19 protein-coding genes are annotated in these 25,598 nt (G+C 61.6%); 8 read left to right on the top strand and 11 right to left on the bottom strand.

The annotated features are described in order from the left end of the window. Nucleotides 1-21: 21 nt before the first annotated feature. Nucleotides 22-1,554, bottom strand: coding sequence for a translocation/assembly module TamB domain-containing protein (locus ACFQDI_RS22390; protein ID WP_377171167.1), 1,533 nt, complete (start codon nt 1,552-1,554; stop codon nt 22-24). Between the two features lie 75 nt (nt 1,555-1,629). Between ACFQDI_RS22390 and ACFQDI_RS22385 the strand changes: the two genes are divergently transcribed. Then, nucleotides 1,630-3,441, top strand: coding sequence for an ATP-binding cassette domain-containing protein (locus ACFQDI_RS22385; RefSeq protein WP_377171165.1), 1,812 nt, complete (start codon nt 1,630-1,632; stop codon nt 3,439-3,441). A gap of 101 nt (nt 3,442-3,542) precedes the next feature. On the opposite strand, the gene ACFQDI_RS22380 is transcribed toward ACFQDI_RS22385, so the two are convergent. Beyond that, a complete protein-coding gene (locus tag ACFQDI_RS22380; RefSeq protein ID WP_377171163.1) occupies nt 3,543-4,913 on the bottom strand; it encodes an NCS2 family permease in 1,371 nt (456 codons plus the stop codon). A 111-nt stretch (nt 4,914-5,024) separates the two neighbouring features. Here ACFQDI_RS22380 and ACFQDI_RS22375 point away from each other — a divergent pair, with 111 nt between their 5' ends. Both ACFQDI_RS22375 and ACFQDI_RS22370 read left to right on the top strand, forming a co-directional pair. Next, nucleotides 5,025-6,950, top strand: coding sequence for a sulfatase (locus ACFQDI_RS22375; protein ID WP_377171161.1), 1,926 nt, complete (start codon nt 5,025-5,027; stop codon nt 6,948-6,950). A gap of 18 nt (nt 6,951-6,968) precedes the next feature. Then, nucleotides 6,969-7,265: a Dabb family protein gene (locus ACFQDI_RS22370; protein WP_377171158.1), complete on the top strand. Its 297-nt coding sequence runs from the start codon at nt 6,969-6,971 to the stop codon at nt 7,263-7,265. 98 nt (nt 7,266-7,363) lie between these two features. On the opposite strand, the gene ACFQDI_RS22365 is transcribed toward ACFQDI_RS22370, so the two are convergent. From ACFQDI_RS22365 to ACFQDI_RS22345, 5 genes are all read right to left on the bottom strand, one after another. Beyond that, nucleotides 7,364-7,729, bottom strand: a complete 366-nt coding sequence (locus ACFQDI_RS22365) for an SWIB/MDM2 domain-containing protein (protein WP_377171155.1) — start codon at nt 7,727-7,729, stop codon at nt 7,364-7,366. Between the two features lie 196 nt (nt 7,730-7,925). Beyond that, the gene (locus tag ACFQDI_RS22360; protein ID WP_377171153.1) at nt 7,926-8,603 is read right to left on the bottom strand and encodes a response regulator; all 678 of its coding nucleotides are present in this window, start codon (nt 8,601-8,603) and stop codon (nt 7,926-7,928) included. Continuing rightward, nucleotides 8,570-9,637, bottom strand: a complete 1,068-nt coding sequence (locus tag ACFQDI_RS22355) for a sensor histidine kinase (protein ID WP_377171151.1) — start codon at nt 9,635-9,637, stop codon at nt 8,570-8,572. The genes ACFQDI_RS22360 and ACFQDI_RS22355 overlap by 34 nt, the downstream gene beginning before the upstream one ends. A 10-nt stretch (nt 9,638-9,647) precedes the next feature. Beyond that, nucleotides 9,648-10,553, bottom strand: a complete 906-nt coding sequence (locus tag ACFQDI_RS22350; protein WP_377171149.1) for a universal stress protein — start codon at nt 10,551-10,553, stop codon at nt 9,648-9,650. Between the two features lie 89 nt (nt 10,554-10,642). Beyond that, nucleotides 10,643-11,101: a hypothetical protein gene (locus ACFQDI_RS22345; RefSeq protein WP_377171147.1), complete on the bottom strand. Its 459-nt coding sequence runs from the start codon at nt 11,099-11,101 to the stop codon at nt 10,643-10,645. Nucleotides 11,102-11,193: 92 nt separating this feature from the next. On the opposite strand from ACFQDI_RS22345, the gene ACFQDI_RS22340 reads away from it, so the two are divergent. The 4 genes from ACFQDI_RS22340 to ACFQDI_RS22325 all read left to right on the top strand — a co-directional run bounded on the left by ACFQDI_RS22340 (nt 11,194) and on the right by ACFQDI_RS22325 (nt 13,885). Beyond that, nucleotides 11,194-12,507 (top strand): outer membrane protein assembly factor BamB family protein, encoded by a 1,314-nt coding sequence (locus ACFQDI_RS22340; RefSeq protein ID WP_377171144.1) that lies wholly within the window; start codon nt 11,194-11,196, stop codon nt 12,505-12,507. A gap of 184 nt (nt 12,508-12,691) precedes the next feature. Then, the gene (locus tag ACFQDI_RS22335) at nt 12,692-13,045 is read left to right on the top strand and encodes a hypothetical protein (RefSeq protein ID WP_377171142.1); all 354 of its coding nucleotides are present in this window, start codon (nt 12,692-12,694) and stop codon (nt 13,043-13,045) included. 111 nt (nt 13,046-13,156) lie between these two features. Then, nucleotides 13,157-13,537 (top strand): NADH-quinone oxidoreductase subunit A, encoded by a 381-nt coding sequence (locus ACFQDI_RS22330; protein WP_377171140.1) that lies wholly within the window; start codon nt 13,157-13,159, stop codon nt 13,535-13,537. Nucleotides 13,538-13,567: 30 nt separating this feature from the next. Next, nucleotides 13,568-13,885, top strand: a complete 318-nt coding sequence (locus ACFQDI_RS22325; protein ID WP_377171138.1) for a Dabb family protein — start codon at nt 13,568-13,570, stop codon at nt 13,883-13,885. 41 nt (nt 13,886-13,926) lie between these two features. Here the strand turns inward: ACFQDI_RS22325 and ACFQDI_RS22320 are convergent, their stop codons facing one another. Genes ACFQDI_RS22320 through ACFQDI_RS22305 form a run of 4 tightly spaced genes read right to left on the bottom strand, consistent with a single transcriptional unit; the run spans nt 13,927 to nt 18,849 of the window. After that, nucleotides 13,927-15,009 carry a lipocalin-like domain-containing protein gene (locus ACFQDI_RS22320; protein WP_377171136.1) on the bottom strand — a complete coding sequence of 361 codons (1,083 nt, stop codon included), beginning with the start codon at nt 15,007-15,009 and terminating at the stop codon, nt 13,927-13,929. A gap of 1 nt (nt 15,010) precedes the next feature. Continuing rightward, nucleotides 15,011-17,551: an ABC transporter permease gene (locus tag ACFQDI_RS22315; protein ID WP_377171133.1), complete on the bottom strand. Its 2,541-nt coding sequence runs from the start codon at nt 17,549-17,551 to the stop codon at nt 15,011-15,013. Then, complete coding sequence (locus ACFQDI_RS22310) at nt 17,548-18,213, bottom strand: ABC transporter ATP-binding protein (protein ID WP_377171131.1); 666 nt, start codon at nt 18,211-18,213, stop codon at nt 17,548-17,550. Before ACFQDI_RS22310 ends, ACFQDI_RS22315 begins: the two co-directional genes overlap by 4 nt. 36 nt (nt 18,214-18,249) lie before the next feature. Then, entirely contained in the window at nt 18,250-18,849 is a 600-nt protein-coding gene (locus ACFQDI_RS22305) for a riboflavin synthase (RefSeq protein ID WP_377171129.1), read from the bottom strand. A gap of 179 nt (nt 18,850-19,028) precedes the next feature. Between ACFQDI_RS22305 and ACFQDI_RS22300 the strand changes: the two genes are divergently transcribed. Then, nucleotides 19,029-25,529 carry an autotransporter-associated beta strand repeat-containing protein gene (locus tag ACFQDI_RS22300; RefSeq protein WP_377171126.1) on the top strand — a complete coding sequence of 2,167 codons (6,501 nt, stop codon included), beginning with the start codon at nt 19,029-19,031 and terminating at the stop codon, nt 25,527-25,529. The last annotated feature ends 69 nt before the right edge of the window (nt 25,530-25,598 follow it).

Genomic DNA, 25,598 nt, shown 5'->3' with positions numbered 1-25,598 from the left:
CATCCCCGCGGTGCAACCACGTCATTTTCCAGGAAAGACGGGGAGCACGCTCTTGAGGAGGCCCGTGCCGGCATTGACGCCGTTTTCGATGACGCCCCCGGCTCCGTTGATGATTTTGCCTGGCAATTTGGCGGCGTCTTCACCGAGCACGGGCTTGAGCAAGGTTTCAGCGCCCTTGCCGACGACAGCGCCGGGAGTGTCGAGAAGCAGAGACATGCCGGCCGCGCCGATGAGACGGCTGCTGAGATCTTCCTGCGGGGCGTCGAGGGTGCCTACGACGTGGACGCGGGCCCATTGAAGACCGGGAGGGCCGGCGGGATTGGCGTCAACAAAGACGCGGTTGCCTGCGCCGGGAATGCCGCTCAGGGTCTCGGGGGTGACACCGAGCAGAAAATCGCCCTCGAGTGCACGGCCACGAATGGTGAGGGAGCCTTCGATGCGAAGGAGTCCATTGGACTGAACGATGATGTGGTCAATGTGGAGGAAGTCACCTTTGGGCCGGATGGAGGCGCTGCAGATGTCGAGCACGAGGCGTTTGAACCGATGGGCATTGGTGTAGGTGACGAGCTTGTCGAGAATGGGCAAGCCGGTGAGGGCGGCGTCTTTGAGCGCGACATCGGCCTTCCATGTGAGGGGGGAGGTGCGCGAGCCCGACATTTCAAGATCGCCCTCGACTCTGCCGGAGAGGCGCTGCTTCCACCATTCGTCGAGAAACTCGTCGAGCGGCAGTGCCTTGACGTGTGTGAAGAGCTGCCATGCGCCGGTCTGGTATTTCAGGGAGCCGCGCAGGGTAGCCTGGGAAGCCTGCTTCCAACGCAGGGTGGCATCGCTGACCTGAAACTGGCTTTCGCCGGCGCGAAGGGTGGCCTTGGTGAGATCAAACTGGAGCGGCTCTTTCTGCTGCGGAGCCTGAATGGGGGTCTGCAATCTGCCGCCGCTGAGCCTGGCCGACGCGGAAACCTCTCCGCTGCGCCAGGCGCCGAGGCTGAGCTGTGCTTCGGCTATCCGCCAGCCTTCCTGCTCAAAGGTGAAGCGGTGAACCTCGAAGCCGCTGATGAGGGTCTGGCTGGGGATGTAACGGCGGAGGAAAGAAGGGATGCCGTCGTCGCTGTCATCAAAGGCGGCGGTGGTGGCCGCGGGTGGAGCGCCGGCGGTGGGAGCCGTGGTGTGGCGCAGTGAGAGGTCGTCGGCTCCTGAATTCTGGATGCTCCATTTTCCATGCCGAATGGCACCGAAGTCGAGGGAGGCGTGCAAGCCTCCGGCATCCAGATTCCACGCAGGACTGGTGAGAGAGAGATCGGCCACGGTGACGGTGTCGTCATTCCAGACGAGCGGTGCGATGCGGGCGCTGCCGTCCATGCGAGCTGCGAGCATGTCCTGAGCCTTGAGGCGAAAATCATCCTTCTGCAAGTAGGTGCGGATGTAGCCGGTGACGAGCGAGGGCGCCAGCAGCACCAGAACGACAGCGCTGACGAGGAACAATGCCGCCAGCCACCAGAGCCACCTGAACGAGGAGGAATAGGGACGTTTGCCCGGTCGGGTACGGCGTTGCATTTTGGTGGCGGTTTGAATTTTTTCGTCGCCAGGGCATGAGTCCCCGGCCTAGTGTCGGGCACTTATTTAACCTGTATGCTCAAAGCACTCAACGTTTGTCTTGAAGTCGAAGCTCCGCAGGACTCGGAGAGCGGCACGCTGCATCTTCTCCGGGAAGTAAGCTTCAACGTGCCGCCTGCGCACCTGGTGGCGATCGTGGGCCCGTCCGGCTGTGGCAAGACGACGCTGCTGAAGGTGATCACGGGCATCCTGCAGCAGAGCTCCGGGGAGCTGCTGTGGGACGGAAGAAACCTGAGCGATGAAGAGGACCTGCACCCTGGAGACCTGGGATATGTGCCCCAGTTTAGCGTGGCGTACGATCTTCTGACGGTAGAAGAAAGCATCGCGAGCGCGATGGTGCTGCGCACGCAGCTGTCGCAGACGGAAGATTTCATACCGGCGCTGGACCACATCCTGGAGGTGACCGGGCTGACCCACCTCTCAGACCGCCAGGTGAAGGTGCTGTCCGGAGGGCAGAAACGACGCCTGGGGCTGGCGCTGGAGCTGGTGACCGACCCCTGCCTGCTGCTGTGTGACGAGGTGACGAGCGGACTGGACCCGAAGTCTGAAAACGAGATCACCAACCTGCTGCGCGAGCTTTCGCGCGGGCACCCGAAGCGTGTGGTGGTCAATGTGACGCACAGCCTGGCGAGCCTGGATGCGTATGACAGCGTGATGGTGATGTACCAGGGAGTGCTGACGTACCATGGACCGCCGAAGGCGATGATGCACTACTTTGCCGCCGAGCACCCGGAGGAGGTCTACCTGAAGCTGACGGAGCGGAAGGCCGGCGACTGGCATGAGTCGTGGGAGAAGCATCAGAAGACCTATTACGAGCGACATGGCTTTGACGGGAAGCGGGCGCTGCCAGAAAAGGAGGCGGCAAAGAGCAGCGGGCCGTCGAAGACCTATGTGCGTGAAGAACGGACGGTGGCAAAGCCCGAGCCTGTGGAGACTCATGAGCACCATGATCTGCCGCCGGTGGAAACGCCGTCGATGATGACGCAGCTTTTCGAACTGCTGAGGCGGCGCTGGACGATCTTCCGAAGGGACAAGGCGCAGGTGTGGCTGCACCTGGCGATGCTGCTGGGGTTTCCGCTGCTGGTGGTCATTTTTGCGCTGGACGGGATCAAGCCGCTGCGCGCGCTCTCGACGCACCAGGATGACAACATCCAGCAGGAGTATCAGCAGATGAAACAGCACCAGGAGGAGCAGCTGAAAGCGGGGGGGCTGGTCTCCGGGCTGATCATGCTGCAGGTGGTGCTGGTGACGCTGATGGCGAGCAACAACGCGGCGCGGGAGATTGCCTCTGAGCGGCTGATCCTGGAGCGAGAGAAGCTGGGGGGACTGCACCCGTTTGCGTACATCGGGAGCAAGGTGATCTTCCTGGGCATGTTCGTGCTGGCACAGAGCTTATGGATGGGGTTCTTCGTGGACATGGTGACCGGAGGGCTGCCAGGAGACCTGGCAACGAAGCTGGTGCTGCTGGTCCTGGCGTCTGCGGCGATGACCAGCGTGTGCCTGGGCATCTCCGCGATGAGCAAGACGCCGGAAAAGGCGACGATCCTGTGCATCTACCTGGTGGGCTTTCAGCTTCCGCTGTCTGGCGCCGTGCTGACCCTGCCTAACTGGCTGGAGAACTGGGTGCAGCCGCTGGTGGTGGCGTTCTGGAGCTGGAGCGGGAGCCTGAGCAGCATGCGCAGCACGGCCTTTTATGACGCGGTGAAGCAGGTCACCTCAACCGACCTGATCAGCCCGGCCATCGCCGGATTTGTGCTGTTTGTGCATGTGCTGGTCGGGCTGGGCATGTGCTTCATCGGCGTGCAACGGAGCCAGTGGGACTCGTGAGGGAGTTTACGGTCGTTGACCGTGGTTGACGATTGTTGACGGTGGTTTTTGAACTGGCGAAATGTGCCCGTCGTCCCCCTCACCCCGCCGCTTTGAATGCGCTAATGAGGCAGGCCGAAGAGATAATAAGCGGCGCAAAGCAGGGCGAGCACGAGGGTGCAGGTGTTGAGTTCGCGTGCGCGGCCTGAGGCGAACTTTAGGACTGGATGTACGACGAGGCCGGCGGTGAGACCGTTGGCGATGTTGCAGGTGAAGAGCATCATCACGATGGTGACGAAGGCGGGGACCCACTCGGTGAGATCCTCGAAATCGATGCGGCGCACGGAGCCGGTCATCAACACGCCGACGGCGATCAAGGCCGGGCCGTAAGCGAAGCGGAGCTGCTGCAGGGGCTCGATCAGGGGGATGAAAAACAATGAGAGGGCAAACAGGGCTGCCGTGACGAGCGAGGCGAGGCCGGTGCGTGCGCCTGAGCTGATGCCGGTGGCGGACTCGATGTAGGCACCGCTGGTGGAAGTACCGACAAGCCCGCTGAACATGCAGGTGAGCGCATCGACGAGCATGGGCTTCTCAACCTGGGGGAAATTGCCTTTTTCATCCAGCAGATTCGCTGCGGCCCCGAGGCCGGTGAGTGTGCCGAGGGTGTCGAGAAAACTCATCAGGAAGAGGGTGAGCAGCACGGGGAGGAAACTGAGCTGGAGAACGCCGGCGATGTCCAGTTTGAAGGCGATGCGGCTGAGATCGTACTCACCGGTGAAGGGCAGCGCAGCGATGGCTGTAGGCGCATGGCCGAAGCCAAGGAGACCACCGACAAGCGCCGTGATGACGATGCCGATGAGGAGCGCGCCGCGTACTTTGCGAATCATGAGCATGGTCATGAGCAGGAAGCCGCCGAGAGCGAGGAGGACCTGGGGATCCCGGAGGTTGCCGATTTTGACCGGGAGTGCGGGGGCGAGGAGCAGGCCGTGGGCGTCTGCCTGCAAAGCCTGGGGAGGCATGCCGGTGACAAAGCTGGTGATGACGCCGGTTTCATACAGGCCGATGAAGGCGAGGAACAGACCGATGCCGACGGCAAAGCTGTGCTTGAGGCCTGCTGGAATGGAATTCGCCAGCCAGCCACGTATGCCGAGGAGGGTGATGACGAGAAACAGCGCGCCACTGACAAACACCGCGCCGAGGCGCTGCTCCCAGCCAATGCCCAATGAAGCGAGACCAAAGGCGATAAAGGCATTTTCCCCCATGTAGGGTGCGACTGCGATGGGGCGGTTGGCGATCAGGGCCATGAGCAGACAGCCCACCGCCGCCGTCAAAATGGTGGCCACGGTGCCGGGGCCCGCAGGGATGCCGGCGAAGGAGAGGATGGCCGGATTGACCACCATGATGTAGGCCATGGTGGTGAAAGTGGTCACGCCGCCGAGGACCTCGGTGCGGACGGACGAGCCATGCTGATGCAGCTTGAAGAAAGCATTCATGCCGGAATGGAGAGGAGCGCGGAAGGAAGGGCCTGCAATTTGATTCGGCAGAGCGGCCGGGCCTGAATTTGTGAGCAATTCGCCACCGGGGACCAACGTTGAAAGCGGTCCATGAAGTCCCTGCTGCTTTTTTCACTCTGCGTCATTCTGCCTTCAGCCCTGTGGGGGAAACCCAATGTGGTGCTCTTTCTGGTGGATGACATGGGCTGGATGGACAGCGGGGTGTATGGCTCAAAATATTATGAGACGCCCAACATCGACACGTTCGCGACGCGGGCGATGCGGTTTACGAATGCGTATGCGCAGCCGCTGTGCTCGCCGACGCGAGGGAGCATCCTGAGCGGGCAGTACACGGCAAGGCATGGCATCACAACAGCGAGCGGGCACCAGCCACCGCAGGAGGCGGGGCATGTGTTTCTGCCCAAAACTGCACCTGCGACAGCACCGATGCTGCTGCCGGAGAGCAAGAACTACCTGGAGCCTGCACAGATCACGCTGGCGGAGACTTTGAAGGGGGCGGGCTATCGCACGGCGCATATCGGCAAATGGCACCTGGGCCTGACGCAGCCGTACTGGCCGGAGCAGCAGGGCTTTGATGTGGCGTTTCACTGCCACCCAGACCCGGGGCCTCCTGGGGAATATTTTTCACCGTATGGGGTGCTGCCTGAGGGCAAGCCCGGCGGCAAGACGAAAGTGGGAACGATCACGGACGGGCCGCAGGGGGAGTATATTGTGGACCGGCAGGCAGCGGAGGCGGTGAAGTTCATTGAGGGAAGCAAGGGCGGCCCGTTTTTCCTCAACCTGTGGTGCTATGGCGTGCATGGGCCATGGGGCCACAAGGTGGAATATACGAAGTACTTTGCAGCGAAAAAAGATCCGAGCGGGCGGCAGGGAAATCCGATCATGGCGTCGATGCTGAAGAGCGTGGACGAGTGCTTTGGGCGCATCCTGGCGGAACTGGAGAAGCAGGGAGTCGCGGACAACACGATCATCATTTTCACTTCCGACAACGGTGGCAATGCGCACAGCAATGTGCCGGGCACCGGGAAAACAGAGGCGGCGGAGAAGAACAAGGGCGCGTTTCTGGCTGACTGGCGCAAGTGGGCGGGAAACCAACCGCCGACGATGAACACACCGCTGCGCGATGGGAAAGGCACGCTGTATGAAGGCGGCACTCGTGTGCCGATGATGTGGGCCTGGGCGGGCAAGATCAAGCCTGGGAGCCTGAGCGAGGCCATTGTAGGGCCGATCGACATTTACCCGACGGTGATCGACCTCCTCGGGATTGAGAAGCCGGAGCGACAGACTTTTGATGGCGTGAGTTATGCGAAGGTCTTGAAAGGTGAAGGCGAGCTGAAGCGCGAGGCCTACTTCAACTACCATCCGCACGGGGGAGCGAACCGTGCCGGTGGTGTGTGGGTGCGCCGCGGAGATTTCAAGCTGCTAAGATGGTTTGGGAATCCCTGCACGCACGAGCTTTACAACCTGCGAGAAGACCTGGGTGAAGAGCATGACCTTGCGATGGAGATGCCTGACAAGGTGAAGGAGCTGGATGCGCTGATTGACGGATTTTTGAATGACACCGGCGCGAGCTACCCGCGAGCGAACCCTGCCTACAAGCCTGCGACGGGCAAGGCGCCTGCGGCAAAGACCGACCCTCTCGACAACTGGAAAGAGCGCCAGTGCAAGGCCACGGTGAGCGCGGGCATTCTGACGATGAAGGGCACCGGAAAACCCGGCACCGGCTTTCTGGGGCATGGGATGGCCAGGCTCAACGGACCAGCGACGGTGAAAATACGCGTGAGGAGCGAGAAGGGCGGAGCGGGGAAGATCGACTCCCTGCCCCATGCGCCGGCTGATGCCGGGGTGGTTCATTCCTACGCACTGGAAGTGAAAGCCGGGGAGTGGCAGGATGTGAAGATTGAAATCAAACAGAAGGGACCGCTGGGGACGCTGCGTATCTACCTGCCCGATGCCGAGATTGACTCGATCGAAGTCGTGCCAGCCGAAGGCAAGGGGCAGCGCTGGGATTTTTGAACACACCCTTTCTTCACCATGATCCGTCACACCGTCGCCTTTCGTCTCAAGCATGCTCCTGGCTCAAACGCGGAGCGGGATTTTTTAACGGCCGCCTGCGAGCTGGCGAAGATCGAGGGGGTGCAGAAGTTTGAGTGTCTGCGGCAGACCAGTGTGAAGAACAGCTTCACCTTTGGTCTTTCGATGGAGTTTGCGGATGCCGCGGCCTATGCGTTTTACAGCGACCACCCCGAGCACACGGCGTTTGTGAAGGAGAGATGGATTCCTGAAGTCGAGGATTTCATGGAGCTGGACTACACGGCACACAAGCCGTGAGGCCGGGCCAAGGCGGATGATGCTGCGAAAGATCGCCAGACAAAAAAAGCGCCGCGCCTGGCGTGCACCGGGCGCGGCGTGAGGAATGCAGGAATGAATCAGGCGCTGATGTGCTTGGAGACCAGCTTGGTCATCTCAAACATCGTCACCGTCTTCTTGCCGCCGAACACCGCCTTCAATGTCTCGTCGGCATTGATGTTGCGCTTGTTCTTCGCGTCCTGGAGACCGTTCTTCTTGATGTAGTCCCAGAGCTTTTTGGTGATCTGACCACGAGGAGCAGGCTTGGTACCGACGACGGCTCCGAGGATCGCGTCTGGCTGCACCGGCTTCATGAGGGCAGGATTGGGTTTCCGTTTTGCTTTGGCAGCTTTCTTGGCTGCCGGTGCTTTGGCAGCCTTCTTTGCTGCTGGTGCTTTGGCAGCCTTCTTGGCTGCTGGTTTTGCGTTGGTTGCTTTCTTGGCCATAGTGTTGTTGGCGGCGGTTGCCGTGTGAGGAGGTTATGAGAGCGCCCGGCGGAGCGTCAACGCAAATTTCATCAATATTTGAGGTTGTTTCCCTGCGTACAGGCACTCAGAAGCGCAAGCAAATGCCGTGCCTCGGAGGCCTGTGAGAACCCGTTCATGCCGCCCGATTTGAGCGGCGCAAGTGCTGCGAAAACGGCTAGACCTTTGCCCGACTTTCCACCCACTGAACCGCATAGCGGACGAGAGCGGCGCCGTCGCTCATGCCGAGCTTTTCCTTGATGTGGGCGCGATGGGCCTCAACGGTTCTGGCGCTGATGCTGAGCTGGGAGGCGATGATCTTGGTGGCGACCCCTTTGCCAATGAGCGCGAGGATTTCGAGTTCGCGATCCGTGAGGGCGTCCATGCCCGTGGCCTTGGAGCGTGTGGCGCCGGTGACCTGCTCAAGCATGCGGGCGTTCAAAGCTTCGCTGACATAGAGGCCGCCGCTGATGATTTTGTGAATGGCCGCGACGAGGTGGTCTGCGGCCTCCTCCTTCATGACGTAACCACGGGCGCCGGCGCGAAGGGAGCGCTCGCCGTAGAGCGTCTCATCGTGCATGGAGAGGACGATGCACTGAGTGGAGGGATGGAGGGCACGGATGTCCTTGACGAGCTCGAGGCCGTTTTTGTCCGGAAGGGTCAGGTCAACGACGGCGAGATCCGGCCTGAGCTTGGCGACGACATCGAGGCCTTCGCGGGCACTGCCCGCCTCACCGATGACATCAAGCCCGTCCTCCGCACGAATCAACTGCGCGAGGCCGTGGCGCATGATGGGATGATCGTCGATGAGGACGATGCGCTTCACAGATTTTTCGCTGGTGCGGGTACGCTGCATGTGACCTGGGTGCCGCCGCCATGACGGGGCTCGATTTTGAGAGTGCCCCCCATCATTTGAGCGCGATGGCTCATGGTCAAGAGCCCCATGCCAGTTCCTTTGGCGGGTGACTGGGGAATGCCGATGCCGTTGTCGCGGATGGTGAGGACGATGCTGCCGCTCTGGCGTGCGAGATGGATGTCCAGCCGGCGGGCCTGGCCGTGCTTGACGGCATTGGAAACAGCCTCCTGGGCGATGCGGAAGAGCTGCACGGAGATCTTGTTGTCATTCACCTGCACAGGATTGTCGTAACGAAAATCACAAGCCACCTCAAAAGCCCTGGCGGTGCCGGAGGCGAGCTCCTCCAGGGCGGCCATGAGACCGCCGGAGTCGATGACCACAGGCATGAGTCCGCGGGATGTCTCGCGCGCACGTGTGTTGGCCTTGCTGACGAGCTGGACAATTTCGGCCAGGCTGTCGGCCTCGGCGCTGCCGGCCTTGGAGAGGTTTTTCTGCGCCACCTTGGCGAGGCAGCCGATGGCGGCGAGCTGCTGGCAGAGGTCATCGTGAATGTCCTGGCCGATGCGCGCCTGCTCCTCCTCGCTGATGTGGAGGATCTTGTCCTCAAGCGCCTTGCGTTCGGTGAGGTCGCGGATGATGCCAGTAAAAATGCGGCGCCCGCTGGGCAGCACGGCCTCGCCGACGGAGAGGTCGATGGGGAAGACGGAGCCGTCCTTGCGCTGGCCTAGGACCTCACGACCGATGCCGATGATGCGCTTCACTCCGGTGTGCAAATAGCTCCTCACGTAGCCGTCGTGCCGGTCACGATAGGGCTGGGGCATGAGGATGCTGATGTTCTGGCCGATGAGCTCGGAGCGCTGGTAGCCGAAGAGACGCTCCGTGGCGGTGTTGGCTGTCTCGATGATGCAGGTGGCGCCGATCGTGATGATGGCGTTGACGGCAGTCTCAACGATGGCGCTGGAGATCTGCTCGCTGGCCTGAAGCGCGGCCTGCAACTCGGCGATGCTGGGCTGCTCAGGCGCTGATCCCTTCATGGTCATAGGTTCAATCAGGGGCGATCACGAAGCCGTCAGGCTTGACGGCGAGAATCGAGCATGGGGCATGCTGGACGATTTTTTCAGCCGTCGTGCCGATGAGCATCTCGCGCAGGCCGGTTTTGCCATTGGTGCCGAGGACGACGAGGGTGGCATGAGTCTCGTTGACATGATCGAGAATGGCCTCGCGGATGTTGACGCGCTCCGTGACGTGCTGGGCAACCTTTACCTCACCCGCCTGACGGGTGAGAGGCTCGAGGAAGACGGCCAGGTCCTTACGCCAGTTTGTGACCGCTTCAGGATCATAGGTGGCGGGCAGGGAGGGTGCAAAGCCGCCGTAGTCGAGCGACATGGCGAGGGCGCTTTGAAAGACATGAAGGCAGTCGAGAGCGCCGCCGTCCTGCTGAGCGATGTGGAGGGCGCACTGAACCGCCTTGGCGGAGTTTTCGGAAAAGTCGACACAGGCGACGATCTGCTTGAAGGGCCCCTGGGCATCTTCGCGGACGACGAGCACATCCACGGGGGCCTTGCGGACACACTTGGCGGTGATGACGCCGATGCGGTGAGGCTCATTGCGCGAGCCTTTGGCGCCCATGACGAGCAGGTCGGCACTGTGGGCGCGGCAGGCTTCGACGAGTTCGGTGAAGGGATTGCCGATGCGCACCTCAGCGTTCACTGCGGCGCCGACTTCGGCGTCGTCCACAAACTTTTTGAGCCGCTCCACCCATTCGGCACGAACGGTGGCCTGATCTGCGGAGAGGGCGTTTTTAAGCTCATGGACGAGGAATTCATCCATGACATGCACGACGGTGATAGCGGCACCGTCCAGAGATGCACGATGCACGGCCTCCCGGAGCGCGATACGACAGGAAGGGGTGAAGTCGATGGCGGCGATGACGTGGTGAAGCTTTTTCATGGCGTGAGTGATTTGAGGTTATTTCACCATAGCCTCTTGGAAAATGCAATGCCGCGCCGTGATTGCGGCGTACTGGGCGGAGCTTGCGCTCAGAGCCCTGCCTCCTCCTGAGCCTGCTCGACGGCGGCCTCGAGCGTCCAGAGAGTTTTGTCGAAGCTCTTCTGGCGTGCGCGGAACTGGGCCTCGTCGGTGATGGCCGTGAGAGTCTGCAACTCATTGACAGCAAAGGCATGATGCTGCTCGAGCGCGGAGACGCGTGTCTTGAAGTAGTCGCGGCCGCCCTGGTCCTTGAGGACATCGATGTCGGCCTTCCAACGGGTGAGTGCGGTGCCGGCCTGGCTGAGATATTCTTCGCGGCTGGTGGTGAGATGGTCCTTGGCTTTTTTGAACCACTCGCGGCCTTTGACCTCCCCCTGCTCCTTCACTTTGGAGAATTCGTTTTTCAGTTTTTCAGCAGCGCGCCGAAGCTGGTCGTTGAGGCTGTCCTCGGCATGGAGCGAGTGAAAGCAAAGGCTGAGAGCGAGGCAGGTGAGGATGGCATTTTTCATGATCGTCGAGGGATACGGCTGGATGCCGCCAACCATGCATGCTCTTTTCCTTGGCGAAAGAATTTCCAACCAGCTCCGTCAACTTCAGGCCCATGATCCGCACGACCGCCCTCACCGCCCTGTCCATTTCCCTGCTGACTGTTCTTTCGAGCGCCGAGCCAGCCACGAAGCCCGTCTTCTGGCCTGGGAAGGGAGGCCCGACGCAAGACAGCATCGTGCCGGCGGCCGATGTGGCGCGCATTCCCCTGGAGTGGGACAGCGCCTCCGGGAAAAACATTGTGTGGCGCACGCCGCTGGAAGGCCAGGGCCACTCCTCTCCGGTGATCGGGGGGGACATGATCTGGTTCACCTCCGCCACTGCGGACGGCAAGAAGCAGTTTGTGTATGGCATTGACCGTCACAGCGGGAAGATCGTGCATCATGAGGTGGTGTTTGAAAACGCGGCTCCGGAAGATCTTGGCAATCCCGTCAACAATTACGCGGCGCCGTCACCGGTGCTGGAGGAGGATGCGCTGTATGTGCACTTTGGCACGTACGGCACGGCGCGCCTTGATCCTGCGACGGGCAAGAAAGTGTGGGAGCGCCGCGACATCAATGTGCGCCACTTTCGCGGGCCGGGCTCATCGCCAATCATTTACGGAAATCTGATCATCCTGACGTTTGACGGCATTGACCAGCAGTTTGTCACGGCGCTGGACAAGAAGACGGGCAAGAGCGTCTGGAAAACCGCCCGTACGACAGACTACGGCGACCTGGACAAAGAAGGCAAGCCGACCCGGGATGGCGACATGCGCAAGGCCTTCCATACGCCGGGGGTGTTTGAGATGGGGGGCAAGGAGGTGCTTGTTTCCATCGGCTCGCGCGCGGCCTTTGGCTATGAGGTTTCCACGGGCAAGGAACTCTGGACGATCCGCCACGGTGGATTCAACGCGGCCATTCCACCGCTGCGTTTTGAGGACATGCTGATCCTGAACACCGGCGCTGAAAGGGCCCACACCGTCTGCGTCCGCATTGATGACAAAATGAGCGGGGACATCACCGAGAGTCACGTGCTGTGGGATCGGGAGAAGCGGAATGCCAGCGAGGCTGCCTCGGTGCTGGTGAATGGCATCCTTTACCAGACCACGCGTGGGGGCATCGTGAGTGCGGTGGAGGTGAAGTCTGGCAAGGACCTCTGGGATGACCGGCTGGCGGGCAAGCACGTCCCTGCCCCGCTGGTGCTGGGAGACAAACTGCTGTTTTGCAATGACCGGGGGGAGTGCTTTCTGGTGCGCGCCTCGCCGGAAAAGTTTGAGATCACCGGCCAGAACCAGCTTGGCGAGGCGATCACGGCTTCTCCGGCAGTTGCGGATGGTGCCTTGTTTATCCGCAGCAGCGGAGCCCTCTACAAGATCGCCACCAAGTGAGAAGATGAGCGGTCAGGCGAGGTCGGCTGACCATGCGATGTAAATACAGGCGGTAACAGCGAGCACTCTAAAACGCATGCAAGGGAGCGCTTCTTTCACTGCGCATGCAGCGTAGGAGAAAAATCCTCCTGCGTTCACAAAAGCGTCGCAAAGAGACCAAAGATGTGCTAGGGTAGAGGTCCATATGCCTACCACCACACCGACACGTAAGACACGCTTCTCCCGCCGAGTCCCTGATCATGTCACTGACGAGCTAGTCAATGTCCTCTCCAAACCGGAGACTTATGAGTTCAACACACTGTTTGGGCTGGTGTACGACAATCTCAAGCTGAAAAATGCAGTGAGCGGTGGTGAAGAGATGCTGCGCCTGCGCTCGTATGAGAAGCTGCAGAACCTCGTGAGCCGCGGCCTTTGCGCCAAGGTGGGCAAGACTTACCGTGGCCTTGACGGCCTGCGTGCCGCCCACAATGCGGCGATCGCAGCCCGCAGCGCCGCCGTCGTGGCCCGCACCACGGCTGCCGCAGCTGCCCGGAGCTAATCCGCCCCCCTCCCCCTTCTGGGCCGCCCTGCGATAAGCAGAGCGGCCCTTTTTGTTTCAGGGTTTGACGCTGCGCCGCCTCTCGCTAACCATTCGGCATCATTCACCCCCATGTTTGAGAATTACATCCCAGTCCTGCTCCAGATTGTCATCGCCGGTGGTTTTGCCGCGGTGACCCTGATCGCCTCAGCGCTCCTCGGCAAATCGGCCAAGCGAAACGCGATCAAAGACTCCGCCTACGAGTGCGGGATGCTTCCCGTGGGAGACAGCCAGCCGCGTTTCAGCGTGAAGTTTTACATCGTGGCGATGCTCTTCGTGCTGTTCGACATCGAAGTCGTCTTTCTGTATCCCTGGGCCATCATTTACAAGGACTACCTCGCTGCCGTAGGCGGAGGTGCATCGATCCTTGCTGTCGCCGCCGGCTTCGCGTCCATCCTGCTGGTGGCGTTTGGTTACGCCTGGAAGAAGGGCGTGCTGGACTGGAAGTCCTAGTCTGCCCGCCCCAAGGACCCTTCTGCTTTCATGATCGCGTACCTCAGCCTGTTTCAGCTCAAGCCTCAGGTGACGGAGGAAAAACTGGAGCAGATGATGTCCCAGACGCGGGTGACACTGCTGCGCATACCGGAGGTGCTGACGGTCAAAACGGGCAAGCGCGTGAATCCGTCTGACCCTTACCCGTGGTTTGTGTATCTGGAGGTTGAGACGATGGACAAACTGGCGATCTGCCAGGATGACCCACACTACTTCAAATTCCGTGAGGAAGTGCTGAAGCCGAACATCTCCGAGCAGGAGAGCACGGCGTTTGAGATGGAGCCGCGCAAGGATGTGAAGTATTCGTAGGGTGTCATGGAAAGTTCGATGTGCAGGCAGGAGTGCCTGCATCACTTCCCTGCTTGCGGTGCCAGATGACCAGTGAGGTCACCTGCATAGCCTGCCAGCTCCAGGAAAGCACGGCCTGTGGTCTGGCCGTGTGGGTCAAGGACATCGCAGGCACCTTCCCAGTAGGGCAGCCGAGTGATGCCGCCGTCCTGCTCCTGATCTGGGGCCAGAGGCTTGAGTTCGAATGATTCGCCTTCAAAGCGGAGGCGGATCTGAGTGGGATACTGAGCGCCATTGCGGGGGCTTTTCCATGTACCGAGGACTTCCCAGGAAAAGGCGTCGCGTGCGAGGTGGCGGACCTTCCCATTGAGATCAATCACGGCGAGTGTCGAAGCTGGATCTGAGGAACCGTCTTTCCGGCGCATGCGATAGACCATGATCTCGCGGCCGTCCTTGAGCTGAAGAGCGGCCCAATCCCAACCCACCTGCCCTGCCTCCAACTGGCTGCTGCTGAACTCGTGGTCCATCCATGCCTCGCCGGTCACGGCATGCTCTGTGGTGCCGAGCTTGACGGTGCCGGTGGTCTTCAGGCGTGGCCATGTGAGGTAGTGGCTGGCGGCTGTTGCGGAAGCGCCTTTGCGGGAGACGCCGTCTTTACCAAAGATGACGAGGGGTTTGACGGCTTCGAGTTCGAACTGGAGCAGGGCCTCTCCATTCACTGTCGCGGCGATGTGGAGGTGCTGAGTTGCTTCATCGAGTCTGAGAGACCAGTTGCCATTGCGCACGGCGAGGGTCGTCTCGGAGGAGGCGGCATCCCAGCCTGCGCGGTTCAGACGTTCCTCATGCAGGAAGCGGCCTGTGCGGGCATCCAGCAACGCCGTGTGGGCGAGATGCAGGTGAAGAGTCTGGCCGTCCGTGCGCCGGGCCTGACGAAAGAAGGTGACCTGAAAGCCGAAGCGATGGCCGTCTTTGGAGTCGAGATGGCCGGTGACGTACCACCACTCGGTGCGAAATTCAGGATGGCTGCCGTGATCGCGAGGGAAGGCGAAGACTTTGCCTGGCTGGGGGAGTACGAAGCCGTCTGCGGTGGTCTGCGCATGCAGCCATGACGTGAGCAGGAGGAAGAAAAGGAGGGTGTACTTCATGTCATTCCTCGGTGTGTTCTGCAGGCAGGAGAGCGGCCCAGCGTCCGACCATGGCGGCCACCAGCATGCCGGTGACAACCACCGCAGCGCCGAGCACGGCGAGATGCCACCAGACGGCGTGGAACTGCAGGGTCCAGCCGAAGCATTGCTTATTGATGCGATAGACGAGGAGCCAGCCGAGCCAGAGGCCTGCGGCGATGCCGGTGAAGGCACCTGCGCATGCGACGCCGAGGCCTTCGAGTGCGGCTGACCTGGCGATCTCCCGGCGCGACATGCCGAGAGAATGCAGCGTGGCCAGCACGGCGCGGCGTTCGAGCAGGAGGCTCGTCAGCGCGAGGCCAAGACCGACCACGGCAACGATGACACCGATGACCTCCAGGGCATGAGTCACGGAGAAGGTCTGGCGGAAAATGCGCAGGGCTTCGCGACGGAGGTGGGTATTGGTGAAGACGCTGAGTCCGGGCTGCTTGGCTTCGATGCGGCTGCGCACGCTTTCGGCATCCACGCCAGATTTGAGCATGAGGGCCACGCGCCAGGCTTCGTCGGTTTCAAACCAGGAACGGAAGACTTCCGAGGGCAAGGTGAGGGAGCCGCGCTCGTTGCCGTATTCCGCATTCATTGCCACGACGCGCACTTGGTGACCTGCGAGGTCGATGACATCGCCGACATGCGTGGAGAAGCGTTCGCTCCAGCTTTCGCTGATGATGGCGGGGGTGATGGACTCGTCGGTCTTCCACCACTCCTGGTGCTGCGGGGCCTGCACCCAGGCGTAGAGATCATGCTTGTGCGCAAAGACGGGATTAGTGCCGAGGACAAGCACTTCGCCGCCCTGCCAGAGCAGTGTCTTTGCCTGTACGAAGGCCAGCTCTGCGACTCCGGGTTCCTTACCCAGCTCTGCGACTTTTTTTTGTGTGATGGCGTGGGTGGAGGATGCGCTCTGGGCCCCTGCACTGCTGACGTAGATATCGGCCTTCATCGTGCGATCAATCCAGCCGCGCATGGTGTGATCGAAGCTCGCGACCATGACGGCCATGCCGGTGGTCATGGCCACGGCGCTCGCGAGTGCTGCGACGGCGAAGCGATGGCGCACGGTGGGGCGGCGGAGATGGGAGAGAGCGATGCGCCAGACGGCGGACAGGGCTTTCCTGCGCGCGACGAAGCGCAAGATGGTGCTCGCCGCAAGTCCGGCACCTACGAGCCAGAGCAAAGCGGCAGAGTAGCCAGCAAGCGGGAGGCGCGTGCCGTTTTCAAAGCGGAGCACGGGGAGTTGTGCGAGGAGAAGTGCTGCCAGCAGCATGGCCCAGCCGATCCATTCGGTGCGCCATAGGCTGCCGCCTTCGAAGGGCATGGCATGGTTTCCAAGCATGTGTGCCGGAGGGGTACATGCGGCCATGCGGGCGGGCCACCATGCGGCGATGAGACTTGCGAGGATGGAGATGGAAAGGGCGAGCAAAGCCTCCGACACGCTCAGCGAGGCCTGCTGCTCGCTGGTGGCGCCATAGAGCGCGTTCATGGTCTTGGTGACACCGCCCACGGCAGCCTGAGCGCCAAGCCAGCCGAGGAGCACGCCCAGAGCGCCGCCGCAGAGGCCGAGCAAAGCCGCCTCGAGCAGAAAGGCGATCTGGATGGCGCGGTCTGTGACGCCGAGTGATTTCAAGATGCCGATCTCATTGCGACGTCTGAGCACGACGCCGTCCAGTGCCTGGAAGATGAGATAGCCGCCGACCAGCAGAGCGAGCAGCGAGAGGATGGTCAAATTTAGACGGAAAGCCTGAGTCATGGTGCCTGCGAGCTGGCGACGGTCCGAACCGCCACGCACCTGCCAGTGAGCCTTGAGCAGAGCGCCGGTTTCTTCGCGCAAATTGGGGAACAGGGTGCTGTCTTGTGAAAGAACTTCGACCCGATCTAAGCGATCTCCGCGCTGCAAGACAGACTGTGCTTCGGGCAGGTCCATCAGGAGGAGATGAGCCGGGAGACTCGGGACGCCTGGCACTTCGGGAACCACGCCGGCGACCTGCAGAGTGATGACGCGGTCATCGACGATGAGGCGCAGTTCTTCGCCTGCTTTGGCGCCGAGTTTTGGACTGACGTAAACTCCTGCATGGATCGACTGCATGTTTGAATCTCCGAGTCCTGCGGGGGCTTGGCCACGAAGATTGAGCAGGGCGATGAAATCCACGCCGAGGAGACGCCAGGTGGCACGCGAACCGATTTCGCCGTTACCTTTGTCCGATGCGGGGGTGACTGTCTCCTCCACCACGGAGAGAAGGCTTACGGGGCGTGGGCCGAGCGTCTCACGCATGCTGCGCAGATCGGATTCATGGAGGGAGCCGGTGAGCGCCTGCACCGTCCAGTCAGGCTGACGGGTGACGCCATCGGTGAAGGTTTCGAAGCCTGAGAGAGCAGCATTGCTGGCGAGGCGTACGGCAAGATAGACGCTGGAGCCAAGCGCCAGAATGAGCGTGAGGGCGAGCTGCTGCCTGAAAGCGAGCCGCCAGTGGCGCAAGGCGCAGCGCCGCAGGATGAGAAGCACCGTGCTCATGCGCCTTCGACGATCTGGCCGTCCTGCATGCGCAGCACGCGCTGGCAATGTTTCACGGCGTCCGGACTGTGGGTGACAAGGAGGAGGGCGGCCAGGGTTTCCTGCACGATTTCCGCCAGAAGATCGAGAACCTGCGCGCCGGTGGCGGTGTCGAGGCTGCCGGTGGGTTCATCGGCCAAGATCAGGGATGGGCGATGAACCACGGCACGGGCAATGGCGACGCGCTGCATTTCGCCGCCGGACAACTGGCCTGGCAACGCGACAGCGCGGTGAGCAATGCCCACGCGTTCCAGGAGCTGGCGCACGCGTGTTTCGCGCTCGTGGGTGGGGACGCGGAGAAGCTGCAAGGGGAGCTCGATGTTTTCTGCTGCACTGAGTGTGGGCAGAAGGTGATAAAACTGGAAGACGGTGCCGATGTGACGGCGGCGCAGGTGGGCGAGATCATCCGCACTCAAGCTGCCGAGAACGTGGCTGGCGATGGTGACGGTGCCACTGTCTGGGTGATCCACGCCGCCGACGCAGTTCAGCACGGTGGTTTTGCCACTGCCCGAGGGGCCGAGCAGCGCGACGCGCTCGCCCTGATTAAGGCTGAATGACACGCCACGCAGGATGGGGCGTTCGGCGTAGCTTTTGGTGAGAGATTGGACTTCGAGGACCGGCATCGGAGAGGTAACGGCCTGCGTGGTGGCATGGACGCCTCACTTCATGGCGCGCATGAGCTCGCGGACGTATTTGCCGAGCATGTCGAACTCCACATTGAGGCGGTCACCGGGCTTTTTGGTGTGCAGATTGGTGAGCTGGAAGGTGTGGGGGATGATCCAGCAGACGACGTTGGTGTCGGAGACTTCCGCAGCGGTCAGGGAGATGCCATCGAGGCAGATGGAGCCTTTGGGGATGATGAGGCCGCGGTGTTCCGGGGGGAGCTCGACTTCCAGGCGGTGGTCCTGACCGTGGGCGCTCCAATCGAGCACCTTCACCGTGGCATCCACGTGGCCTTGGACGAAGTGACCGCCAAAGCGTGCGCCGATGGACATGGCACGCTCCAGATTGACGAGGGAACCGGTTTGAAGGTCGCCGAGGCTGGTGACCTTGAGGGTCTGCATGAGGAGATCGAAGCTGGCGGTTTGTGCCGTGGCGTCCTTGGTGGTGACGGTGAGGCAGCAGCCGTTCACAGCCACGCTTTCGCCATCCACCAATTCGGATGCCATGCCGCCGACGTGGAGGGTGAGGCGTGCGCTTTCGCCGCGAGGCTCCAAGGAGATGACTTTGCCGGTGGTTTCAACGAGGCCTGTGAACATACGATGACCTAATGCTGCACGCTGGCTGTGTCGATTTCCAGTTAGCCAAATCTTTATGTCTTGTCACTGTAAAAACTGGCGAAAAGAGGCATCTACAAGGCTGCCCTCAAAGGCTCACCCCCACCTTTGACCAACCAATGCCCTCCTATACCCACCCAGGCCTCGCTATCGCGTGCGCTATGAGCACGCTGCTCATGATCCTGCCTGCCCATGCGGCGGACAGAACCAAGCTGAACAACACAACGAACCTGAACAACGCAGGGAGCTGGAGCGGCGGAGTGCCGGACCTCAGCAACACGGCGGTGTGGACCAATACCGTCACGGGGGCGAACACCTCGGTGCTCGGAGGAGATGTGAGCTGGCAGGGCATCCGAATCGCCGATCCTGGAGGTTTGGTCACGATTGGCGCTGGGAACACACTCACCCTGAGTTCCGGTCTGGCGGGCACCAGCATCGACATGAGCGCGGCCACGCAGGATCTCACCATCCAGTCGGGGCTGACGATCAAGACTGCGGTGGGCCAGCTGTGGAACATCGCCGCCGGGCGCACGCTGACACTGAACACCGGGCTTTTCACCCGAGGGACCGGAGCGACGCTGAATGTGCAGGGAGCTGGCACCGTGAAGGCGACGAACATGAGCAATGACGCCTATGGGCTCATTGGCACGTGGGCCACTTTTGGCACAGGCACCGCAGCGCGGTTTGCCACCCTAGATGGCAGCAGCAACATCATCGGCTACGCCAGCGGTACCGCAGCGGCCACGGCAGCGAGTGTCACCGACACGACAGGGGCGCTGAACTATGACGTGGCGGCGGTGGGGGCGATGGGAGCCGGGGTTTCTTTCAACACGCTGCGCTACACGGGGGCGGCAGGCACCATCACTGGAAATTTCACCGTCAACGGCATCCTGAATGCCGGCACGGGGGCGCTCACGCTGAGCGGCACGGTCAGCATCGGGGCCAGCGGGGAACTGGTGCTCACCAACGGGGACAGCAATGCGGCGCGCGACATCATCATTTCCGGTGTCATCAAGGATGGAGCGAGCGGCATCTCAAGCGTCACGAAGGGCGGACTGGGGAACGTGACCCTGTCTGGAGCGAACACTTACACGGGCATCACGAGCATTTCACGGGGCAAGGTCTCGCTGACGAGCACGGGCACACTGGGCTCCGCGAGCGGCGGCACGCGGCTGGGGCTGAGCGGCAGGCTTTCGCTGGCCGGAGGCGTGACGACGGCGGAGTCCATCTGGCTGGACGATGTGACGAATGCTTTCAGTGGTGGCACTTTGCTGGAAAACATCGGCACGAACACGCTGACCGGAGCCATTCGTCTGAGCAACAGCGTGCGCTGGCAGAGCTCTGGCACACTGAATGTGACTGGTGGCATCTCCACCACCGCCGGGAACTCCGGCACCTCCTTCGTGGTGCAGGCGGCAACGACGATGAACATCACCGGCAAACCCATGTCGCTGGGTGGCGGTGGCACCCTGTACATGGACAACGGGGGCAAGACCATCGTGCTCGGAGTGGTGGGCAGCACCTATGGAACCAATCAGCTGTATGCCGGGACACTGCAGACGAACGTCGCCAATGCGCTGAACACCACCGCCACCATCAACTTCAGCGTGAACTACGCCGCAGCGGCGTCCACCCTGAATCTGAATGGTTTTGATCAGAGCGCAGGTGCGATCAACACCAGCACCTACTCTGTGAGCGGCCTCTATGACCGCGTGGTCACCAGTGCGACGGCCGCCACGCTGACCACCGGGGTGAACAATGCCAGCACGACTTTCGACGGCAAGTTTACGGGAGCTGTTTCGGTGACGAAGACCGGGACAGGGACCTTCACGCTCAGCGGAGTGAGCACGACCACCGGTAATTTCACAGTGAACGGGGGCACGCTGAACCTGAACTTTGGACGCGCGACCGCCTCCCAGAGCGGAGCGGGAACGGTGAGCAACTATCTTCCGACTGCAGCGCCATTGACGCTGGGAGGAGGCATCTTTCAGCTCACTGGCAGAAGCAGCGGCACCGCCACGACTTTGACGGGTGCCAGTTGGGCGGCCAACAGCGACATCATCACCGTCGCATCCACGGCGGGACTGGCACCGGGGCAACTCGTTTCGAATGCCAACTTTGCCGCAGGCGCCTATGTGGTCAGCGTGCAGAGCGCGACCGTGTTCATCATCAGTGCCGCGCCGACTGTGGCAGGCTCTGCTGCGACCATCACTGCGACAACGAACAGCTACACCACCTCCCAGACATTTTCCGGCCTCACGCTCAATGCCGGAGCCTCGGGTGTGACTGTCACCCTGCCGGCCAATGGGTCTGACGGGACGGTACTGAACCTCGGGGCCATCACGCAGAATGCGGGAGCCACGGTGAACTTCACGCTGCCGACGGGCACTCAGAGTGCGACAAACGGGATCACAACAAACACGACCAACACGAACGGCATTTTGGGAGGCTGGGCACGGGTGGGGAATGCCTGGGCAACCAACAGCACGAACGCAACGGGTGGCAATATTGTGGCGCTGACGAGCTACACGGATGTAAACAGGCTCGGCGGAACGATCAGCTCCAATGCTGCAGCGAATGTGCGCATCATTGATGCGGGTGCGAGCGGCAGCATGACGCCGGGTGCGGCAGGAACCACGGACATCAACACACTGCTGCAAACCGCGACTGCTGGCACTGCCACGTATGATCCGGGGAGCACGGATGTTTTGCGGCTCGGCGCGGCAGGCGGCATCATGGTGGCAAGCAACGCGGGTGCGCTGACGATCGGTGCCAGTGCGAACGACGGCATTCTCACCGCCGGTGGTGCCACTGACACAGCAGGCACGCTTTACCTGACGAACAACCACACCACGAACCTGCTGACGGTGAATTCCACCGTCAAAGACAACGGGAGCGGCGTTGTGGGTGTCACCACGTCGGGTGCAGGCATCATTGTTCTGGCCGGCACGAACACCTACACCGGGCGGACCGTGGTGGGTGGCGGGACGCTGCGGATTTCGAGCGAGCAGAATCTGGGGAATGGCCCGGCGAGCTTTGCCGCAGACCAGCTGACGCTTGCGGGTGGCACGCTGAACACCACCGCCGACTTCAGCATTGATGACAGCACGCGCGGCATCACACTCACTGCAGCGGGCGGCACCCTTTCGGTCAACAGCTCCACCACTTTAACCGTGGCCAATGTCATCGCAGGCCCCGGAAGCCTGACACAATCTGGCGCCGGAACGCTGGCACTGACCGCCGCGAACACCTTTTCCGGGGCAACGTTTGCGAATGCAGGCACTCTGGCGCTGGGAAATGTCAACGCCTTGCAAAACAGCACACTGACCACCGCGACGGCAGGGAATGTGACTTTCACGGTTGGCGGTGCGAACACGTACAACATCGGCGGCCTGGCAGGCAATGATACGATGGCCATGGGAGCGAACACGCTGAGTGTCGGGGCCAACAACGAGACAAGCATTTTCACCGGTGTTTTGACCGGCACGGGCGGCCTGGTGAAAGTGGGCGCGGGCACACTGAACCTGACCGGCGTCAACACCTACAGCGGTGACACGCGCATCGAAGGCGGGATGATCGTGCTGGCGAATGCCAACGCGCTGCAGAACAGCACGCTGGACACCGGCAGCGCCGGCACACAAAGCGCCAACCTCACGCTGGGAGAAGGCACCACGTACAACATTGGCGGTCTGAAGGGCAGTGCGAACTTTGATCTCGCGGTCTCCAATCTCAGCGTGGGCGCCAACAACCAGAGCACGACTTTTTACGGTGTGCTGCAGGGGGCATTCAACAACAACGTCATCAAGGTGGGCAGCGGCACCCTCACGCTGGCAGGCAACAACACGTACATCGGCACCACGACCGTCAGCGCGGGGCGGCTCGATCTGGGTGGCAGCAATCTATCCAGCATCACGGTGCTGGCAGGGGCCGAACTCGGCGGAGAAGGAAGCACGTCAGGAAACATCATCTTCCAGGGCAGCACACACACCCTGACCATTGATGCGGGGACTGCAGCAGCGCTGGGTGCCACCGGAGCGGGGAAACTGGACGTCAGCGCACTGGGAGTGGGCGGATTCACGATCAACATCACCGGCAACGGTGTTGGAACGATCAAAGTGCTCACTTATGGGAGCGGCGGTTTTATTGGCGATGTGAACCGGTTTTCGCTGGGCACCAGCACCGTCAGTGCGCATGGAGGCGGCACTTTCATCAACAACGGCATCGATGCGATCACTGTGGATCTGGGGTATGTGGTCAACACCTGGGTGGGCGGTGACAGCACCCACCCCACGTTCTGGGACGTCGGCACCACGGGCAACTGGGCCAACAGCAAAGACAGTGTCTTTCAAAATGGTGACAGTGTGATCTTTGCCGACGGAGCCTCAAGCCTGACGCCGATCCTGCAATCTGACATCAGCGTGGATGCCGTCACGTTCAGCAACAGCACAGGGACGGATTACACGGTGAGTTCGGTGGCGGCCCAGATTCTCACGACTGCCAATGGCATCGCGGTGAATGGCTCGGGCAATGTCACGATTAACAGCGTGGTCGTGGGCGGCGGTGGCCTGACACTGGTGGGCACGGGAACGACGACTCTGACGGCTGCGAACAGCTTCACTGGGACGATTCTTATCACCGGAGGCACACTGCGCATCAGCGACGAGACGAGCCTCGGAGCCGCGCCAAGCGTCTTCACGGCGGGTCAGCTCACTCTGAACGGAACCGGGGCCAGCCTGATGGCGGCAGCCAATCTGACGATCAACGACACGAACCGGGGCATCATGCTGGGCAGCAATGGAGGAACCCTCGGCGCGGATTCGGGCTTCACACTCACGATGGCGAATGTGATCAGCGGGGCCGGTGGTCTGAGAATCGGCGGTGCGGGGACCGTGAGCCTGACAGCGACGAACACCTACACGGGGCTGACGACCGTGAACACTGGCACGCTGGAACTGCGCAATGTGAGCGGTGGCAATGCCATCGCCGGGGATGGGGTGGCCGGGACGAATGACATCCAGGTGAATACAGCCGGCACCCTGAAGCTGGGCGCAGCCAATCAGATCGCGGATGATGCGATCGTGGTGCTGAACGGCGGCATCTGGAATCTTGGAGGCTTCAATGAAACGATCCGAAGCCTGACGGGGACTGTCGTGACGACGATTCCCAGCCTGAACCTCGGCGGAGGGACGCTCACGCTGAACCGGATTGACTGGGACAACACGGTCTCAGTGAACAGCAAGGCGCTGGGAGACGCGGGCACGCTGCGATTTGTGGCCAACGGCGCCACGCAGCCGGTGTTTGAGACGAACTATCTGGGGACCCTGGGTGTGACGCCGGGGATATGGATTGACGCTGCGAGCCTGAGCTTCCGCGCGGGAACCTATGGCACCACGCTCAACGGCAAGGTGACGGGGACTGGCAAGCTGATCTTTGACGGCACCGGGGGGGCTGGCGGCCTGACCCTGACGAACGCGACCAATGACTACTCCGGCGGGACTCAGTGGATTGCGGACACCGGCGTGAACGGGGCGTGGGACCTGTTCACTGTCAGCGCCAGCGGAGCGCTGGGCAGCGGGGATGTGACCCTGCAGGGCGGAAACCAAAACACGTGGGTGGCGGGATTCTCCGGCACTCCGACCTCCTTCGGCTTCAGCGGAAACACGACCCAGGCGAACCGCTTTATTCTCAGCGGAGATGCCACCATCTCGGCCGGCAATACTGCGACTGCCTCTGCGACAGGGGACAAGGTGAATCTGACGGGAGACTTTAACCTCGGCAGCTACACGCTGTACGTGCGCGGCGCTGGCACCGGCACCTTGAGCGGCACGATTTCCGGCACAGGGGGCATCACCAAGATCGACACTCCGGGAACATGGGTGCTGAGCGGCAACAACACCTACACAGGCGCGACCAACGTGAAGGCCGGGCAGCTGCAGGTGGGCAGCAACGGCGCAGGCCGGACCGGCACGGGAGACGTGACGGTGCAGAGCGGTGCCACTCTCTATGGCACGGGGGTGGTGCAGGGGCCAAACTTTACAGCGGCAAGCGGGTCCACGGTGCAGGCGGGAGACAGCACGGCAGCGGGTTCATTTGGCACCCTCAATTTCACGCCTGTCACAGGTGGCGGAACGCAGAGCCTGGCGGGGCAGGTCATTCTGGATATTGGCACGGCCAACAACACCGGCAGCGTGGATCCAACCTTTGGAGGAAACGCGGTGGGCAGCGTCGGCTACATCACGTATGTGAACGATGTCAGCCGCTCCCAGGGACTGGGCAGCGGGAATCATGACCTGCTTTCCTTCAAGACTGCTGGTGATACCACGGGCTACAATCTGACGGTCTCCGGAACTTTGGTGGTCCGCAGCAGCGGCTTCAGCGCCGCGCTTGGCCAAGTTTACAACCTCGTTGACTGGACCGGTGTGGTGATCACAGACTTTACCGGTTTTGATGTGGGGACCAACTATCGTGATGGCTCTGGGGATGATGCCAGCCAGTTCGACCTGCCGACGCTGAGCGGCGGACTGGTGTGGGATGTGAGCCAGTTCACCACCAGCGGGATCATCGTTGTGGTGCCCGAGCCGGGGCGGTCGGTGCTGCTGCTGCTGGGGTTTGTGGCGCTGGTTTCGAGACGTAGACGTGGGCCTATGCGGGTGCTGGATTGAATTTCGCAGGCCGGATGACGGGGGAAGTAGGAAGTGCATTCTTCACCCCGCGAAAGCGGTAGCTCCGAT

This window comes from Prosthecobacter fluviatilis, from assembly GCF_042655725.1.
Classification (GTDB): Bacteria; Verrucomicrobiota; Verrucomicrobiia; order Verrucomicrobiales; family Verrucomicrobiaceae; genus Prosthecobacter; species Prosthecobacter fluviatilis.
The sequence above is the reverse complement of the archived record's forward strand: the minus strand, read 5'-3'. Positions and strand labels throughout refer to the sequence as shown.

What these genes read in the sequence shown, in the direction of transcription:
- ACFQDI_RS22300 (WP_377171126.1), top strand. Translation starts at nt 19,029, where the DNA reads ATGAGCACGCTGCTCATGATCCTGCCTGCCCATGCGGCGGACAGAACC.
- ACFQDI_RS22390 (WP_377171167.1), bottom strand. Translation starts at nt 1,554, where the DNA reads ATGCAACGCCGTACCCGACCGGGCAAACGTCCCTATTCCTCCTCGTTC.
- ACFQDI_RS22375 (WP_377171161.1), top strand. Translation starts at nt 5,025, where the DNA reads ATGAAGTCCCTGCTGCTTTTTTCACTCTGCGTCATTCTGCCTTCAGCC.
- ACFQDI_RS22350 (WP_377171149.1), bottom strand. Translation starts at nt 10,553, where the DNA reads ATGAAAAAGCTTCACCACGTCATCGCCGCCATCGACTTCACCCCTTCC.
- ACFQDI_RS22370 (WP_377171158.1), top strand. Translation starts at nt 6,969, where the DNA reads ATGATCCGTCACACCGTCGCCTTTCGTCTCAAGCATGCTCCTGGCTCA.
- ACFQDI_RS22310 (WP_377171131.1), bottom strand. Translation starts at nt 18,213, where the DNA reads ATGCCGGTCCTCGAAGTCCAATCTCTCACCAAAAGCTACGCCGAACGC.
- ACFQDI_RS22385 (WP_377171165.1), top strand. Translation starts at nt 1,630, where the DNA reads ATGCTCAAAGCACTCAACGTTTGTCTTGAAGTCGAAGCTCCGCAGGAC.
- ACFQDI_RS22315 (WP_377171133.1), bottom strand. Translation starts at nt 17,551, where the DNA reads ATGAGCACGGTGCTTCTCATCCTGCGGCGCTGCGCCTTGCGCCACTGG.
- ACFQDI_RS22380 (WP_377171163.1), bottom strand. Translation starts at nt 4,913, where the DNA reads ATGAATGCTTTCTTCAAGCTGCATCAGCATGGCTCGTCCGTCCGCACC.
- ACFQDI_RS22325 (WP_377171138.1), top strand. Translation starts at nt 13,568, where the DNA reads ATGATCGCGTACCTCAGCCTGTTTCAGCTCAAGCCTCAGGTGACGGAG.
- ACFQDI_RS22355 (WP_377171151.1), bottom strand. Translation starts at nt 9,637, where the DNA reads ATGAAGGGATCAGCGCCTGAGCAGCCCAGCATCGCCGAGTTGCAGGCC.
- ACFQDI_RS22320 (WP_377171136.1), bottom strand. Translation starts at nt 15,009, where the DNA reads ATGAAGTACACCCTCCTTTTCTTCCTCCTGCTCACGTCATGGCTGCAT.
- ACFQDI_RS22305 (WP_377171129.1), bottom strand. Translation starts at nt 18,849, where the DNA reads ATGTTCACAGGCCTCGTTGAAACCACCGGCAAAGTCATCTCCTTGGAG.
- ACFQDI_RS22330 (WP_377171140.1), top strand. Translation starts at nt 13,157, where the DNA reads ATGTTTGAGAATTACATCCCAGTCCTGCTCCAGATTGTCATCGCCGGT.
- ACFQDI_RS22360 (WP_377171153.1), bottom strand. Translation starts at nt 8,603, where the DNA reads ATGCAGCGTACCCGCACCAGCGAAAAATCTGTGAAGCGCATCGTCCTC.
- ACFQDI_RS22365 (WP_377171155.1), bottom strand. Translation starts at nt 7,729, where the DNA reads ATGGCCAAGAAAGCAACCAACGCAAAACCAGCAGCCAAGAAGGCTGCC.
- ACFQDI_RS22340 (WP_377171144.1), top strand. Translation starts at nt 11,194, where the DNA reads ATGATCCGCACGACCGCCCTCACCGCCCTGTCCATTTCCCTGCTGACT.
- ACFQDI_RS22345 (WP_377171147.1), bottom strand. Translation starts at nt 11,101, where the DNA reads ATGAAAAATGCCATCCTCACCTGCCTCGCTCTCAGCCTTTGCTTTCAC.
- ACFQDI_RS22335 (WP_377171142.1), top strand. Translation starts at nt 12,692, where the DNA reads ATGCCTACCACCACACCGACACGTAAGACACGCTTCTCCCGCCGAGTC.